We start from the raw sequence: 15054 nt of genomic DNA, 5'->3' as shown, positions 1-15054 counted from the left end.
TAAGGGTTCTGTCGAAAAATGAAGGCCTGCACAGCAGCCTAGCAGCTGGGATGGACCAGCGTAGTCGACGGATGTTTCAAAATTGGATCAGCGATCGGTGTTGGATCTTATGGCCCCAACGAGAGCAAACTCCTGCACAGGCCGTCGGAAGATCAAGCGTCAATGCGCAGACGCAGGCGCAAGTCTGGAGAGCCCACCGCTCCGCCAGCCAGACGATCGAGCAGACTCCAAGCTCTGGCACCGCCCCCTAATGATAGTAACGGAGCCGGTACTCCATACCTTATTTGACCCGCCTCGATGTCGGACGTCTTCACCAGATGCCGCAACACGAACTCGGAGTCCTGTCGATCACCGACGAAAATCAGTATCGCCACATCCCCCGCGACCATCCCTTGAGTCTTGAGCAACATTGGAATGCCGCCACCTTCGTCGATTGGCAGGAGTTCGGCCCCGAAACATTGCTCGCCTCCCACTTGATAGACCGCCTCAGGCACAACCAGATCACCCGCGACACCAAGCTCAAGAAGAGGCGATGTTCGGGTACCCGTCGTCGATTGCACCGTATAGATAACCTTAACGTCGCCGTATTTGATCGGCATCAGATAAGTCGACTCGACCGGCACGACCAGATCTTCAACCGGGTCCGGGCCGATGGTCAGGTGTTTGACAAAACAGGCAGCCGCGCTAGACCCCCACCAATAGACAGAAACGAGCGCGCCCGGCGTGAGCGACGACGCCGCTCCGATTCTGAGGTTTACGCCTTGCGACAGCACTGACTGGGGGATAACGCCATCCACGGCTTCATCCACGATCGGCTTGTAGATCTGCCCCTCGATCGACAACGGTGTGCGCGGTGAATCCGACGGTTCGAATTCCAGATAAAAATAGTACAGGAGCACTTCCTGCCCTTTTAAGTCCAGCGCCCGGTCAGCCGGCACCGGCACGACGATGTCCCGGTTCTCCTCCCGGACTGCTCCAGAGCTGCCGAATAGGGCATCCCCTTCCAGTGATTCTTCGATCACGACGAGATATGTGCCTCCTACTCGCATTCCCTCGACAAAGGGAAAACGAATGGTCAACCCTTTCTCCAAGTTGGCATATGAAATCTTCCCATCCACGGCTTCATCGATCGAAGCCGGAAGCAGAGGCGCCTGGTCCCGGCGCAATGCGTCGGCAATCCGGTTTCTTTGCTTCAGGGTGATGAACGTGTTCATCGTCAGCTCCTGTTTGTCACGTACTCACGAAAAGTGAGCGCCCATGACAATCTAGAAGTCCCTTCCGGAAAATTGACCTGTAGGAAATAACAGTTCAGACCGGCGGATGGGCCGCAAGCGGATGTTAAGGAGCTTTACCGAGAGGGATGACGCCATCGCGAGCAAGCTCGCTCCCACAGGGAGATTTGCCTAGGCACAAAACTGTGGCCTACACAAATCACTGTGGGAGCGAGCTTGCTCGCGATAGCGGACTCAGGGCGCCGCCGAATCAGGCGCCTGGTACGAAGTGCTTCTGGGCGGTGCCGCGGGCGATCAGGCGGGAGATGTAGTCGAGTTTCTGCGGGTCTTTGTCGACGAAGCGGAACGTCAGTTGCAACCATTCGCTGTCGGGTGTCTGCTCGTGGGCGACGATGGCGTGCAGGTAGCCGTTGAGGCGAGCGGTTTCAGCGTTGTCGCCCTGCTCCATGTCCAGCACGGCGCTTTCGAGCACTTGTGGCAGGGTGTCGGTGCGCTTGACCACCAGCAATGCTTCCTTGAGGCTCAGAGCCTTGATCACGCATTGCTGGGTGCCGCTGGACAGGCGCAACTGGCCCTGGCCACGGTTGGTCCCCGAAGCAGCGGCTACCGGTGCCTTGACGGGAGGGCTGTTGAGCAAGCCACGGGCCGGAGCCACAGCCGCGGCGGGAGCAGCGACCGGCTTGGCAAAAGGATTCGCGGCAGGGGCCGAAGCAACAGCAGCAACCGGAGCCTTGCCGCCCGTCAGGGCGCTGAGCGAATCATTGCCGAACGCCGAGTTCATCTTGGTCGGGGCGCTGTTCATCAGCGTGTCGAGCTTGCCGACCTTGTGCAGGGCCTGCTTGACCTTGGTCAGTAGCTGCTCGTTGGTGAACGGCTTGCTGACGTAGCCGGAAACGCCGGCCTGGATCGCCTGGACCACGTTTTCCTTGTCGCCGCGGCTGGTGACCATCACGAACGGCATGCCCTTGAGGTTGTCCTGCTGGCGGCACCAGGTCAGCAATTCCAGGCCGGACATTTCCGGCATTTCCCAATCGCACAACACCAGGTCGAACGCTTCGCGAGCCAGCAGGGCTTGGGCTTTCTTGCCATTCACCGCGTCTTCGATGCGCACGCCCGGGAAGTAGTTGCGCAGGCACTTCTTCACCAGGTCACGAATGAACGAAGCATCGTCCACGACCAACACACTGACCTTACTCATCCAGATACACCTCTAAAAAATCCCGGCAAGCATACCGCTTTTACTGATGGCACATTGCCAAAAACCTTCAGTCACGCCGGGACTTTTCGTTCGCGGGGTGCTGCTTTCGATTAAAAAAAACTCAAAAAAAAGCCCGACCAGAAGGCCGGGCGCTTTTCTTGGCAATCTTACTTATCGTCCGTTTCGCCCGGAACATTAGCGGTTTCGGACGGGGTGCCCTCAACTTCTTGCTTCATCCGCTTGAGCCCCAAATGCCGCACATCGGTGCCGCGCACCAGGTAGATGACAAGTTCCGAGATGTTGCGTGCATGATCGCCGATACGCTCCAGAGAACGCAGCACCCAGATGATGCTCAACACTCGGGAGATGGAGCGTGGGTCTTCCATCATGTAAGTCGCCAGCTCGCGCAGGGCGGTCTTGTATTCGCGGTCGATGATCTTGTCGTACTGGGCCACCGACAACGCCAGGTCGGCGTCGAAGCGGGCAAAGGCGTCCAGGGCATCGCGAACCATGTTGCGCACCTGGTCGCCAATGTGGCGAACCTCGACATAACCGCGCGGCGCTTCGCCTTCTTCGCACAACTGAATGGCACGACGAGCGATCTTGGTGGCTTCGTCGCCGATCCGCTCAAGGTCGATCACCGACTTGGAGATGCTGATGATCAGGCGCAGGTCCGAAGCCGCCGGCTGACGACGGGCCAGGATACGCAGGCACTCCTCGTCGATGTTGCGCTCCATCTGGTTGATCTGGTCATCGATTTCGCGTACCTGCTGGGCCAGGCCGGAGTCGGCCTCGATCAGCGCGGTCACCGCATCGTTGACCTGCTTTTCCACCAGCCCGCCCATGGCCAGCAAGTGACTGCGCACTTCCTCAAGCTCAGCGTTGAACTGTGCGGAAATGTGGTGAGTAAGGCCTTCCTTCGAAATCATCTTGTTCGCTCCGCGAAAGTTGCAAGCTTCAAGCTGCAAGCTTCAAGCAGTTAAATGTTGATCCTGATAGCGCAGTGCGCCTATGCGGCAGCCTCGACTAGCCGTAACGACCGGTGATGTAGTCTTCGGTCTGTTTCTTGGCCGGATTGGTGAACAGGGTGTCGGTGTCGCCGAACTCCACCAGTTTGCCCATGTACATGAACGCCGTGTAGTCGGAAACCCGCGCCGCCTGTTGCATGTTGTGGGTCACGATGACGATGGTGAACTTGGACTTGAGCTCGTAGATCAGTTCTTCGACTTTCAGCGTCGAGATCGGATCCAGGGCCGAGCAAGGCTCGTCGAGCAGCAGCACTTCCGGTTCCACGGCGATGGTGCGCGCGATCACCAGGCGTTGCTGTTGACCGCCAGACAGGCCCAGGGCCGAATCATGCAGGCGGTCCTTGACCTCATCCCACAACGCCGCGCCCTTGAGCGCCCATTCCACGGCTTCGTCGAGGATGCGCTTCTTGTTGATGCCCTGGATGCGCAAGCCGTAGACCACGTTCTCGTAGATGGTTTTCGGGAACGGGTTGGGCTTCTGGAACACCATGCCCACACGACGACGCAGCTCGGCCACGTCTTCGCCCTTGCGGTAGATGTTGTTGCCGTAGAGGTTGATTTCCCCTTCGACACGGCAGCCGTCCACCAGGTCGTTCATGCGGTTGAAGGTACGCAGCAAGGTTGACTTGCCGCAGCCCGACGGGCCGATGAACGCGGTGACGCGCTGTTTCGGGATGTTCAGGCTGACGTCATACAGCGCCTGCTTGTCGCCGTAGAACAGACTCAGGCCGGGCACTTCGATGGCGACGGTTTCCTGGGCCAGGTCCAGGCTCTGCTTGTCGCGGCCCAGGGCCGACATGTTGATGCCGTGTGTATGTGCTTCGTGTTGCATGGGAGGCTCCCTGTGCTAACAAATTCGGTTCGGTTGGCCACTGAGCGGCCATGCCAATCTGTGTATGTGTCTGTGTGGGAGCGAGCCTGCTCGCGATTCAGGCGACTCGGTCTGGCTTTGAACCGAGGTGACGCCATCGCGAGCAGGCTCGCTCCCACAGAAAATCAATGTGTAATCAGCTATCCAGTGCTTTGTACTTCTCGCGCAGGTGGTTACGGATCCACACCGCCGACAGGTTGAGCGTGGCGATCACCAGCACCAGCAACAGCGCCGTGGCGTACACCAGCGGTCGTGCCGCTTCGACGTTCGGGCTCTGGAAGCCCACGTCATAGATATGGAAGCCCAGGTGCATGATCTTCTGGTCCAGGTGCAGGTACGGGTAGTTGCCGTCCAACGGCAGCGACGGCGCCAGTTTCACCACGCCCACCAGCATCAACGGCGCCACTTCACCGGCGGCACGGGCCACGGCGAGAATCATCCCGGTCATCATCGCCGGGCTCGCCATGGGCAGGACGATTTTCCACAGGGTCTCGGCCTTGGTCGCACCGAGGGCCAGGGAGCCTTCGCGCACGGTACGCGGGATCCGCGCCAGGCCTTCCTCGGTGGCCACGATCACCACCGGCACCGCCAGCAGCGCCAGGGTCAGGGATGCCCAGAGCAGGCCTGGGGTGCCGAAGGTCGGCGCCGGCAAGGCCTCGGGGAAGAACAGCCGGTCGACCGAACCACCCAGCACGTAGACGAAGAAGCCCAAGCCAAACACACCGTAGACGATGGCTGGAACGCCGGCCAGGTTGTTCACCGCGATGCGGATCAGGCGGGTCATCGGGCCCTGGCGGGCGTATTCACGCAAATAAACCGCCGCCAGTACGCCGAACGGCGTCACGATCATCGCCATGATCAGGGTCATCATCACGGTGCCGAAAATCGCCGGGAAGATGCCGCCTTCGGTGTTGGCCTCACGAGGGTCGTCGCTGAGGAATTCCCAGACCTTGCTGAAATAGAAACCGAGCTTGGTAAACGTGCCCATGCCGTTCGGTTGATAGGCATGTACCACCTTGCCGATGCCGATCTCCACTTCCTTGCCGTTGGCATCGCGGGCAGTCAGGCTGTCGCGGTTGAATTGTGCATGCAGGTCGGACAGGCGCGCTTCGATGTCCTTGTAACGGGCATTGAGTTCGGCGCGCTCACTTTCCAGGTCGGCTTGGGCGGCGGCATCGAGCTTGCCGTCCAGCTCCAGCTTGCGACCGTGCAGGCGGATGCGCTCCAGGCCAGCGTTGATTGCACCGATGTCGACTTTTTCCAAGGTCTTGAGCTCGGCGGCCAACTGGTTGACCCGCTGTACGCGAGCCTGCAGTTGCGGCCAGGCGGCCTCGCCTTCGGCGATGACCTTGCCGTCTTCCTTGACGTTGACCAGGTAGCCGTAGAAGTTGCCCCACTCACGGCGCTCGATCGCCATCAGTTCCGGCGGCGTGGTCTGGTTGGTCAGCCACTCGCCGACGATCCAGGTGAAGTCAGTACCGTTCAGGTCCCGGTTACCCACCTTGATCAGTTCGCGGGTCATGAACTCGGGGCCTTCGTCCGGCACCGGCAGGCCGGCGCTTTTCAGGCGCTCGCGCGGCACTTCTTCTTTCTGCACGACTTCGCCGACCACCAGGTGCTCAGGCATGCCCGGCACGTTGTAGTTGGCGTGGACCAGGTCCGCCGGCCAGAAGTGACCCAGGCCGCGTACAGTGATCACCGCCAGCAGGCCAATGGTCATGATGACCGCGATGGATACCGCGCCACCGCTGATCCAGACGCCGGGGGCGCCGCTCTTGAACCATCCTTTCAGGGAGTTCTGTTTCACAGACTTCTACCTTTCTTAAAGCGACGAATATTTCTTGCGCAGACGCTGACGGATCAGCTCGGCGAGGGTGTTCATGACAAAGGTGAACAACAGCAGCACCAGTGCCGACAGGAACAGCACGCGGTAATGGCTACCGCCGACTTCCGACTCGGGCATCTCCACCGCCACGTTGGCCGCCAGGGTGCGCAGGCCTTCGAACAGGTTCATTTCCATGACCGGCGTGTTACCCGTGGCCATCAGCACGATCATGGTCTCGCCCACCGCACGGCCCATGCCGATCATCAGCGCCGAGAAGATACCGGGGCTGGCGGTGAGGATGACCACGCGGGTCATGGTCTGCCACGGCGTCGCACCAAGGGCCAGGGAGCCCAGGGTCAGGCCGCGCGGCACGCTGAACACGGCGTCTTCGGCGATGGAGTAGATGTTCGGGATGACCGCGAAGCCCATTGCCAGGCCGACCACCAGGGCGTTGCGCTGGTCGTAGGTGATGCCCAGGTCATGGGAGATCCACATGCGCATGTCACCGCCGAAGAACCAGGCTTCCATGTACGGGCTCATGTACAGCGAGAGCCAGCCCACGAACAGGATCACCGGGATCAGCAGGGCGCTTTCCCAGCCGTCCGGCACTCTCAGGCGAATGGATTCCGGCAGGCGGCTGAAGACGAAACCGGCGACCAGGATGCCGATTGGCACCAACATCAGCAGGCTGAAAATACCTGGCAGGTGCCCTTCGACGTACGGCGCCAGGAACAGGCCGGCGAAGAACCCGAGGATCACCGTCGGCATGGCTTCCATCAGTTCGATCACCGGCTTGACCTTGCGGCGCATGCCCGGGGCCATGAAGTAGGCGGTATAGATCGCCGCGGCAACCGCCAGTGGCGCCGCCAGCAGCATCGCGTAGAACGCGGCTTTCAGGGTGCCGAAGGTCAGCGGCGAAAGGCTCAGCTTGGGTTCGAAGTCGGTGTTGGCGGCGGTCGATTGCCAGACGTACTTGGGTTCGTCGTAGTTTTCGTACCAGACCTTGCTCCACAACGCGCTCCACGAGACTTCCGGGTGCGGGTTGTCCAGCGTCAGCGGTTGCAGCTTGCCGCCCTGCTCCACGATCAGGCGGTTGGCCCGTGGCGACATGCCGAACAGGCCTTGGCCGTCGACCACCTGGTCCACCAACAAGGTGCGGTGGGCGGTGCTGTGGAATACGCCGAGCTTGCCGGCCGCGTCCAGCGCTACGAAGCCTTTGCGACGCTCTTCGGCGGTGATTTCAACAATCGGCGTGGTGCCCATCTGGAACGTACGAATCTGTTTGAAGCGCAGCTCGCCGTCCGGATCGCGGGCCATGAACCACTGCGCCAGGCCGCCCTTGGAGTCGCCGATGATCAGCGAGATTCCGCCCACCAGCTGGGTGGCGGCGGTGACTTGGGCGTCGGCGTTCTCGAGCAGTTTGTAGCGACCGTTGAGGCTCTTGTCCCGCAGGCTGAACACATCGGCCTGGGCGCGCCCGTTGACCACATACAGCCATTGCTGGCGCGGGTCGACGAAGATGTTCTTCACCGGCTCGGTCATCTGTGGCAGATCGATGCGGGTCTGCTCGCTGGTGACCTCGCCGGTCATCATGTTTTCTTCGCTGGTGATCGACAGCACTTGCAGTTGGGCACCGCTGGAACCGGCCAGCAGCAGGGTCGAATCGGTGGCGTTGAGGCTGACATGCTCCAGGGCCGCGCCCTGCTCGTTCAACACGATCGGCGTCTCGCCATAAGGGTATTCGACGGCAGGCGAGATGGTTTTCTTGCCGTCCGGGTAGCTGACCTTATAGGTGTGACGGAATACCAGGGCCTGGCCGTTGGACAGACCGATCACCACCAATGGGCTGCCAGGCTGGTCTTCGCCAATGGCGGTCACGCTGGCACCGGCCGGAATCGGCAGGTCGATACGGCGCAGTTCGGCACCACTGGTGATATCGAAAAACAGCGCCTGGCCCTTGTCGGAAACCCGCATGGCGACTTGGTTCTGCTCTTCGATGGAGATCATCAGGGGTTTGCCGGCATCTTGCATCCAGGCCGGGGTGATCGAGTCCTTGGCGGTCAGGTCCGCGCCCTGGAACAGGGGCAGCACCACATAGGCCAGGAAGAAGAAGATCAACGTAATGGCGGCCAGGACGGCGAGGCCGCCGACCAGCACGTACCAGCGGGTCAGGCGATCCTTGAGCGCGCGAATGCGGCGCTTGCGTTGCAGCTCAGGCGTATTGAAGTCAATGCGCTTGGGAGGGGAAGTCGTAGTCATTGTGGAATTGGCCAGATCATTCATGCGCACACCCTAGCGATCCTGTATGACAGAAAGATGACAATGCAGTGACGCAACAAATCCGCCGCCGAGGAAACCGGCAGCGGACAGGAATTTGGGGTTGTGGGACAGCTTGCTCGCAAAGTCAGTCAACATCCCTGTTGAATGCACTGACCTCTTCGCGAGCAAGCCCGCTCCCACAGGAGTCCGGACTTCGGCCCGGGCTCAGGTATTACTTCTTGGCGACGCTGCCGCCTTCCGACAGACCCAGGTCAGCCAGTGCCTTGGCGGCGACTTTGGCTGGCAGCGGGATGTAACCGTCCTTGACTACAACTTCCTGGCCTTGCTTGGACAGGACCAGCTTCACGAACTCGGCTTCCAGCGGGGCCAGAGGCTTGTTCGGTGCCTTGTTGACGTAAACGTAGAGGAAGCGCGACAGCGGGTACTTGCCGTTCAGGGCGTTTTCTTCGCTGTCTTCGATGAACTCAGTGCTGCCTTTCTTGGCCAGGGCCACGGTCTTCACGCTGGCGGTCTTGTAGCCGATGCCCGAGTAACCAACGCCGTTCAGCGAAGAGCTGATCGACTGCACGACCGAAGCCGAGCCTGGTTGTTCATTGACGTTTGGCTTGTAGTCGCCTTTGCACAGGGCTTCTTCCTTGAAGTAGCCGTAGGTGCCGGATACCGAGTTACGACCGAACAGTTGCACTGGCTTGTTGGCCAGGTCGCCGGTCACACCCAGGTCGCCCCAGGTTTTCACGTCGGCTTTAGCGCCGCACAGGCGAGTCGACGAGAAGATCGCATCGACCTGTTCCATGGTCAGGTGCTGGATCGGGTTGTCCTTGTGCACGAATACCGCCAGGGCGTCCACGGCAACCGGGATGGCGGTAGGCTTGTAACCGTATTTGGTTTCGAAAGCCTGCAGCTCGTTGTCCTTCATCTTGCGGCTCATCGGGCCCAGGTTGGAGGTGCCTTCGGTGAGCGCAGGTGGCGCGGTGGAGGAACCGGCGGCCTGAATCTGGATGTTTACGTTCGGGTATTCTTTCTTGTAGTTCTCGGCCCACAAGGTCATCAGGTTAGCCAGGGTATCGGAGCCGACGCTGGACAGGTTGCCCGATACACCAGTGGTCTTGGTGTAAGACGGAATTGCCGGGTCAACACCAGCGGCAACCGCGCTGGCGGTCGCAACGCCAGCAGCGACAAACGTCATTGCCGCCATCAAACGCTTCAGTTTCATGCCTTACTCCTAGCAGATAGGGTGTGTTAAGTCGGCCAAGTATCGGTAAGCCGTGTGAACACTCTATGGCTGAAATATGACAATTGGATGAAAGGCCAGTATCGAGTTTTACAAGATGATTCATGCGGCCCCAATCGCGAGCAAGCTCGCTCCCACAGGGGATTTGCGGTGAACGCAGAACCCTTGTGGGAGCGAGCTTGCTCGCGATGAGGCCAGTACAGTCAGTGAAAGATTCGGGCTAGCGCCCCTTCTTCCAGAGATAACCGCCCACCACAATCCCGATCCCACAGATGGCCGCCACGTAATACGCCGGCCCCATCGAGCTCTCTTTCAACAGCAGGGTCACGATCATCGGCGTCAACCCGCCGAAGATTGCGTAGGCCAGGTTGTAGGAGAACGACAAGCCGCTGAAACGCACCACGGCCGGGAAGGCATTGACCATGACATAAGGCACCGCGCCGATGGTACCTACCAGCAAGCCACTCAAGGCATACAGCGGAAACAGCCACTCGGGGTGGTCGAACAGGCAGTGGTAGAAGGTCCAGAACGTGATCAGCAGCAAACCGCTACCGAAGACAAATACCCGGCCAGCACCAAAACGGTCGGCCAGCACACCCGCACCGATGCAACCTAGACTCAGGAACACGATCGCCAGGCTGTTGGCCTGCAACGCGGTGGTCGGACTGAAGTGGTACACCGTCTGCAGCACGGTCGGTGTCATCAGGATGACCACAATGACGCCGGCCGACAGCAGCCAGGTCAACAGCATGGAAATGGCGATGGCGCCGCGATGATCACGCAACACGGCCCGCAGCGGCACTTCCTCGGCCAGGGCCTTGCGCAGTTGCAGCTCGGCGAACACCGGAGTTTCGTGCAACCAGCGGCGCAGATACACCGAAAACAGCCCGAACACGCCACCCAGCAGGAACGGGATCCGCCAGGCGTAATCGGCCACCTCCACCGGTGTATAGATGCTGTTGATCGCCGTAGCGACCAGCGAACCCAACAAAATCCCCGCCGTCAGGCCGCAAGTCAGCGTGCCGCAGGCATAGCCGATGTGGCGCGCCGGAACGTGTTCGGAAACGAATACCCAGGCACCCGGCACTTCCCCGCCGATGGCCGCGCCCTGGATCACGCGCATCAGCAACAGCAGGATCGGCGCCCACATGCCGATCTGTGCATAAGTGGGCAGCAGGCCCATGATCAAGGTCGGCACGGCCATCATGAAAATGCTCAGGGTGAACATCTTCTTGCGCCCCAGCAGGTCGCCGAAGTGGGCCATGACGATCCCGCCCAGCGGCCGGGCCAGGTAACCGGCGGCAAAAATGCCGAACGTCTGCATCAAGCGCAGCCACTCGGGCATTTCGGCAGGAAAGAACAATTTGCCGACCACGGTGGCAAAGAACACGAAAATGATGAAATCGTAGAACTCCAGCGCACCGCCCAAGGCAGAAAGCGACAGGGTCTTGTAATCGTTGCGGGTCAATGGACGTGCGGGTTGTGCGGGCGTCGCCGTGCTCGAAGGCGCAGTGGTCATGGCAAGGGCTTCTCTTATAGTCGGTTCTGCAACCCTGGTAACACGGGTTGGGGCCTGGGCAGGTCCGGCACGATAGCAAATTGTTCGAAAAAGCACATAGAGGTGCGTATTTGATAGTCAAAATCAGAACCGAGTGGTCGTCTCGACGTCTATCGCCCGATATACTCGCAACCTTGCAGTACTCTGTAAGGGGTTGCTGTGCGAAAACGTCGTTGGTGGTGTAGTACCAGAACCAGCCGGTTTCGCAGAGTTTCCCTTTGGCACGCCTTTACGAAAAACGTGACGAACGCAGTATGTTCGGGCTGAATCGTTTTTTACAAAGACGGCTATTCACCTGAAGTACAAGACAGCGTTACGGGTCAGAGGCACCCCCGGCATGATAGAGCTCGAACAAGAAGATCCAATCCCGCAAGGCGACCTGGCCCTGCAAATCACCGCGCTCCCTCGCGAGACCAACGGCTTCGGCGATATTTTCGGCGGCTGGCTGGTGTCCCAGATGGACCTGGCCGGCACCGCCATGGCCAGCAAAGTGGCGGGCGGGCGCGTGGCCACCGTGGCGATCGATCGCATGGCGTTCCTCGTGCCGGTGGCAGTGGGGGCGCAGCTTTCCTTTTACACCCAGGCGCTGGAAATCGGCCGCAGTTCGATCCAGATGATGGTCGAAGTCTGGAGCGACGACCCGCTATCCAGTGAATGGCGCAAGGTGACCGAGGCGGTGTTTGTCTTCGTCGCCATCGACGGCAGCGGTCGCACCCGCTCGGTTCCGCCGCGCGCCCGTTAAACACGGCGGCCGTTTTGCGGTCCATTGCAGTCCCTGTTCCCGAGCGAGATTTGCAACATGCCTACGCCCAACGTCGAAGCCGTCAAACTGGATGAACTGAACGCCTGGCGCATCCGCCACGGTCAGGCCGAGTTGCTGGTGGCCCAACAAGGCGCGCATATCCTCAGTTATCAAGTGGACGGCCAGCCGCCGCTGATCTGGCTCAACGACCAGGCCACGTTCAAGGCCGGCAAGAGCATCCGCGCGGGCGTGCCGGTGTGCTGGCCGTGGTTCGGCAACCTGACGCTCAACCCCGACAGCGTCCAGGCCATGCGCGTGAGCAACGACCCAGCCACCGCCCACGGCCTGGTGCGGACGATGGATTGGGAGTTGAAGGGCATCGAAGCCGAAGGCGAAAGCCTCAAGGTGGAGTTCGTGCTGCCCTACCCCGAGAACGGCCTTTCAGGCTGGCCTCACCAGGTCGACCTGACGCTGGCCATCGTGATGGACGAGCAACTGCATATCCGCCTCACCAGTCATAACCGTGGCCGCGAAACCGTCAGCCTCAGCCAGGCGCTGCACAGCTACTTTGCCGTGAGCGACGTGCGCAACGTGCAGGTCGAAGGGGTCGATGGCTTGAGCTACATCGAGACCCTGGACGACTGGAAAACCGTCACCCAGGCCGGCGATCTGCACTTTGCTGGCGAGACCGACCGCATCTACCTCGACACCCCGCCAAAGCTGAGCATCATTGACCCGCAGTGGGAACGCCGGATCGAGCTGACCAGCAGCGGCTCGCGCTCGGCGGTGATCTGGAACCCCTGGACCGAACGCGCCAAGGCCTTCAGCGACATGGCCGACGACGGCTGGCAGCGCATGCTGTGCATCGAGACGGCGAACGTGATGGACGATGTGGTGACGCTGTTGCCGCAGGCCAGCCATACCCTGGGTGTGAGCATCGGCAGCAAGCCGCTCTAAGCCACACCACAAACCCCACTGTGGGAGCGAGCCTGCTCGCTCCCACAGTGGACTCGTACCAGACCTACAAATCCGCCTCCTGCACCACCCGCACCTTCTCCGCCTCCAGCGCATACGCCGCACTCGCCAGGTCGTTGTCGACCTTTTCGATCTTCAGCGTGCCGGTCACCCACAGCGGTGTATAGATGTCGTCCAGCTTCAGGCCCTTGGGATAACGCACCAGCACCAACTGATTAGGCGGCGGTGGCGGGACGTGGATGCAGGCGCCGGGGTATGGCACCAGGAAAAACAGCGTACTGCGGCCCTTGGCGTCGGTTTCCAGCGGCACCGGGTAACCGCCGATGCGAATGTGCTTGTCGTTCATCGCCGCCACGGTCTTGGTCGAATACATCACCGCCGGCAAGCCTTTGCTTTGCTTCAGGCCACCTTTTTCGGTGAAGGTGCCGTTGGCTTCGGGGGAGTTGTGGTCAATTTCGGGCATGGCCTCGAGGGCTTTCTGGTCCGACTTGGGCATCAGTTCGAGCCAGTCGGTTTCCGGCAGCTCGGCAGCATGGGCCAGGCCACTGCCCAGCAAAAGAAGGGTCAACACTAGACGGCGCATGAATGGGCTCGGCAATGGGTAGGAAGTGCAACGCCGGGCATTCTAGCCCCCTCTGCGCGCCAGGCAGAGAGGGCTTTGTCGCATTTGGATCAGTTTCTTTTGATCAGGCCGTAGATCACCAGCAATACCACCGCGCCCACCAGGGCCCCGATGAAACCAGCACCTTGGCCGGCCTGGTAGATGCCCAGGGCCTGGCCGCCGTAAGTGGCTGCCAACGAACCGCCGATACCGAGCAGGATGGTCATGATCCAGCCCATGCTGTCATCGCCCGGTTTCAGGAAGCGTGCCAGCAGGCCAACGATCAAGCCGATAAAAATGGTTCCGATGATTCCCATGGCATTGCCCTCTGATTGGATAGCGATGCCAAAGCCCGATCAGGCTTTGGCACTTAGCCATGAGAGAGGTTAGCCGACGAATGGTTCCACCGATGTTGCGGATTATTGCTCGGCGATCAGCGTCTCGACCTTGATGATCTGCTGCGCCAAAGTCGCCCGGTCCGCGCAGCGCAGGTTGGCGTGACCGACCTTGCGCCCGGCCTTGAACGCCTTGCCATAGTGATGCAAATGGCAGTCAGCGATCGAGAGGACTTTCTCGCTGTCCGGCACCTTGCCGATGAAGTTGAGCATCGCGCTCTCACCGACCTTGGCGGTCGACCCCAGCGGCAACCCAGCGACCGCCCGCAGGTGGTTTTCGAACTGGCTGCACTCGGCGCCTTCGGTGGTCCAGTGCCCGGAGTTGTGTACCCGAGGGGCGATTTCGTTGGCCTTGAGGCCGCCGTCCACTTCAAAGAACTCGAACGCCATCACACCGACATAATCGAGCTGCTTGAGCACCCGGCTGGAATAGTCCTCGGCCAGGGCCTGCAACGGATGGTCGGTGCTGGCGACGGACAGCTTGAGGATGCCGTCCTTGTGAGTGTTGTGCACCAGCGGGTAGAAACGGATTTCACCGTCACGGGCACGCACGGCGATCAGCGAGACTTCGCCGGTGAACGGCACGAAGCCTTCCAGCAGGCAGGCCACGCTGCCGAGTTCGGCGAACGTACCGACCACGTCTTCAGGCTTGCGCAGGACTTTCTGGCCCTTGCCGTCGTAACCCAGGGTACGGGTCTTGAGCACGGCGGGCAGGCCGATGGCAGCGACGGCGGCGTCGAGGTCGGCCTGGGACTGGATGTCGGCAAAAGCCGGCGTGGGGATGCCCAGGTCCTTGAACATGTTCTTTTCGAACCAGCGGTCACGGGCGATCCGCAAGGCTTCGGCGCTCGGGTAGACCGGAACGAACTGGGACAGGAAGGCCACGGTTTCGGCCGGGACGCTTTCGAATTCGAAGGTCACCAGGTCGACTTCATCGGCCAATTGGCGCAGGTGATCCTGGTCGCCGTAGTCGGCCCGCAGGTGTTCACCCAACGCCGCGGCACAAGCGTCCGGCGCAGGGTCCAGGAAAGCGAAGTTCATCCCCAGCGGTGTACCTGCCAGGGCCAACATGCGACCCAACTGGCCGCCACCGATTACACCGATCTTCATTCGTCAAC

General features: G+C 60.7%; 13 protein-coding genes. 2 read left to right on the top strand and 11 right to left on the bottom strand.

Annotated elements, in window-relative coordinates:
• Positions 1 to 152: 152 nt before the first annotated feature.
• From KI235_RS00680 to KI235_RS00645, 8 genes are all read right to left on the bottom strand, one after another.
• Positions 153 to 1214, bottom strand: a complete 1062-nt coding sequence (locus tag KI235_RS00680) for a hypothetical protein (protein WP_212795435.1) — start codon at positions 1212 to 1214, stop codon at positions 153 to 155.
• A 268-nt stretch (positions 1215 to 1482) separates the two neighbouring features.
• Positions 1483 to 2430: a response regulator gene (locus tag KI235_RS00675; protein WP_003196390.1), complete on the bottom strand. Its 948-nt coding sequence runs from the start codon at positions 2428 to 2430 to the stop codon at positions 1483 to 1485.
• A gap of 167 nt (positions 2431 to 2597) precedes the next feature.
• Entirely contained in the window at positions 2598 to 3359 is a 762-nt protein-coding gene (phoU, locus tag KI235_RS00670; protein WP_003196388.1) for a phosphate signaling complex protein PhoU, read from the bottom strand.
• Positions 3360 to 3456: 97 nt separating this feature from the next.
• Positions 3457 to 4290, bottom strand: a complete 834-nt coding sequence (pstB, locus tag KI235_RS00665) for a phosphate ABC transporter ATP-binding protein PstB (protein ID WP_003196386.1) — start codon at positions 4288 to 4290, stop codon at positions 3457 to 3459.
• Positions 4291 to 4465: 175 nt separating this feature from the next.
• Entirely contained in the window at positions 4466 to 6136 is a 1671-nt protein-coding gene (gene pstA, locus KI235_RS00660; protein WP_003196384.1) for a phosphate ABC transporter permease PstA, read from the bottom strand.
• Between the two features lie 15 nt (positions 6137 to 6151).
• Positions 6152 to 8437: an ABC transporter permease subunit gene (locus KI235_RS00655; protein WP_003196382.1), complete on the bottom strand. Its 2286-nt coding sequence runs from the start codon at positions 8435 to 8437 to the stop codon at positions 6152 to 6154.
• A gap of 208 nt (positions 8438 to 8645) precedes the next feature.
• Positions 8646 to 9647 carry a phosphate ABC transporter substrate-binding protein PstS gene (locus tag KI235_RS00650; RefSeq protein WP_003196380.1) on the bottom strand — a complete coding sequence of 334 codons (1002 nt, stop codon included), beginning with the start codon at positions 9645 to 9647 and terminating at the stop codon, positions 8646 to 8648.
• A 238-nt stretch (positions 9648 to 9885) separates the two neighbouring features.
• Positions 9886 to 11184 carry an MFS transporter gene (locus KI235_RS00645; RefSeq protein ID WP_003196378.1) on the bottom strand — a complete coding sequence of 433 codons (1299 nt, stop codon included), beginning with the start codon at positions 11182 to 11184 and terminating at the stop codon, positions 9886 to 9888.
• A 376-nt stretch (positions 11185 to 11560) separates the two neighbouring features.
• Here KI235_RS00645 and KI235_RS00640 point away from each other — a divergent pair, with 376 nt between their 5' ends.
• On the top strand, positions 11561 to 11965 hold the full coding sequence (locus KI235_RS00640) for an acyl-CoA thioesterase (protein ID WP_003177184.1): 405 nt from the start codon (positions 11561 to 11563) through the stop codon (positions 11963 to 11965).
• 57 nt (positions 11966 to 12022) lie between these two features.
• Positions 12023 to 12922 (top strand): D-hexose-6-phosphate mutarotase, encoded by a 900-nt coding sequence (locus tag KI235_RS00635; protein ID WP_003196376.1) that lies wholly within the window; start codon positions 12023 to 12025, stop codon positions 12920 to 12922.
• Positions 12923 to 12986: 64 nt separating this feature from the next.
• Here the strand turns inward: KI235_RS00635 and KI235_RS00630 are convergent, their stop codons facing one another.
• The 3 genes from KI235_RS00630 to KI235_RS00620 form a co-directional block, all read right to left on the bottom strand.
• Positions 12987 to 13523, bottom strand: a complete 537-nt coding sequence (locus tag KI235_RS00630; protein ID WP_013691991.1) for a DUF3299 domain-containing protein — start codon at positions 13521 to 13523, stop codon at positions 12987 to 12989.
• Positions 13524 to 13612: 89 nt separating this feature from the next.
• Positions 13613 to 13858, bottom strand: coding sequence for a GlsB/YeaQ/YmgE family stress response membrane protein (locus KI235_RS00625; RefSeq protein ID WP_003196372.1), 246 nt, complete (start codon positions 13856 to 13858; stop codon positions 13613 to 13615).
• Positions 13859 to 13960: 102 nt separating this feature from the next.
• On the bottom strand, positions 13961 to 15046 hold the full coding sequence (locus KI235_RS00620) for a 5-(carboxyamino)imidazole ribonucleotide synthase (RefSeq protein WP_003196370.1): 1086 nt from the start codon (positions 15044 to 15046) through the stop codon (positions 13961 to 13963).
• Positions 15047 to 15054: the final 8 nt, after the last annotated feature.

It is taken from the genome of Pseudomonas sp. St386 (assembly GCF_018325865.1).
GTDB classification, from domain to species: Bacteria; Pseudomonadota; Gammaproteobacteria; order Pseudomonadales; family Pseudomonadaceae; genus Aquipseudomonas; species Aquipseudomonas brassicacearum.
The sequence above is the reverse complement of the archived record's forward strand: the minus strand, read 5'-3'. Positions and strand labels throughout refer to the sequence as shown.

Bases quoted from the DNA above. Each gene is read 5' to 3' on its own strand.
- KI235_RS00620 (WP_003196370.1), bottom strand. From the start codon at position 15,046: ATGAAGATCGGTGTAATCGGTGGCGGCCAGTTGGGTCGCATGTTGGCC.
- KI235_RS00630 (WP_013691991.1), bottom strand. From the start codon at position 13,523: ATGCGCCGTCTAGTGTTGACCCTTCTTTTGCTGGGCAGTGGCCTGGCC.
- KI235_RS00640 (WP_003177184.1), top strand. From the start codon at position 11,561: ATGATAGAGCTCGAACAAGAAGATCCAATCCCGCAAGGCGACCTGGCC.
- KI235_RS00635 (WP_003196376.1), top strand. From the start codon at position 12,023: ATGCCTACGCCCAACGTCGAAGCCGTCAAACTGGATGAACTGAACGCC.
- KI235_RS00675 (WP_003196390.1), bottom strand. From the start codon at position 2,430: ATGAGTAAGGTCAGTGTGTTGGTCGTGGACGATGCTTCGTTCATTCGT.
- KI235_RS00625 (WP_003196372.1), bottom strand. From the start codon at position 13,858: ATGGGAATCATCGGAACCATTTTTATCGGCTTGATCGTTGGCCTGCTG.
- pstB (WP_003196386.1), bottom strand. From the start codon at position 4,290: ATGCAACACGAAGCACATACACACGGCATCAACATGTCGGCCCTGGGC.
- KI235_RS00655 (WP_003196382.1), bottom strand. From the start codon at position 8,437: ATGAATGATCTGGCCAATTCCACAATGACTACGACTTCCCCTCCCAAG.
- KI235_RS00650 (WP_003196380.1), bottom strand. From the start codon at position 9,647: ATGAAACTGAAGCGTTTGATGGCGGCAATGACGTTTGTCGCTGCTGGC.
- phoU (WP_003196388.1), bottom strand. From the start codon at position 3,359: ATGATTTCGAAGGAAGGCCTTACTCACCACATTTCCGCACAGTTCAAC.
- KI235_RS00680 (WP_212795435.1), bottom strand. From the start codon at position 1,214: ATGAACACGTTCATCACCCTGAAGCAAAGAAACCGGATTGCCGACGCA.
- KI235_RS00645 (WP_003196378.1), bottom strand. From the start codon at position 11,184: ATGACCACTGCGCCTTCGAGCACGGCGACGCCCGCACAACCCGCACGT.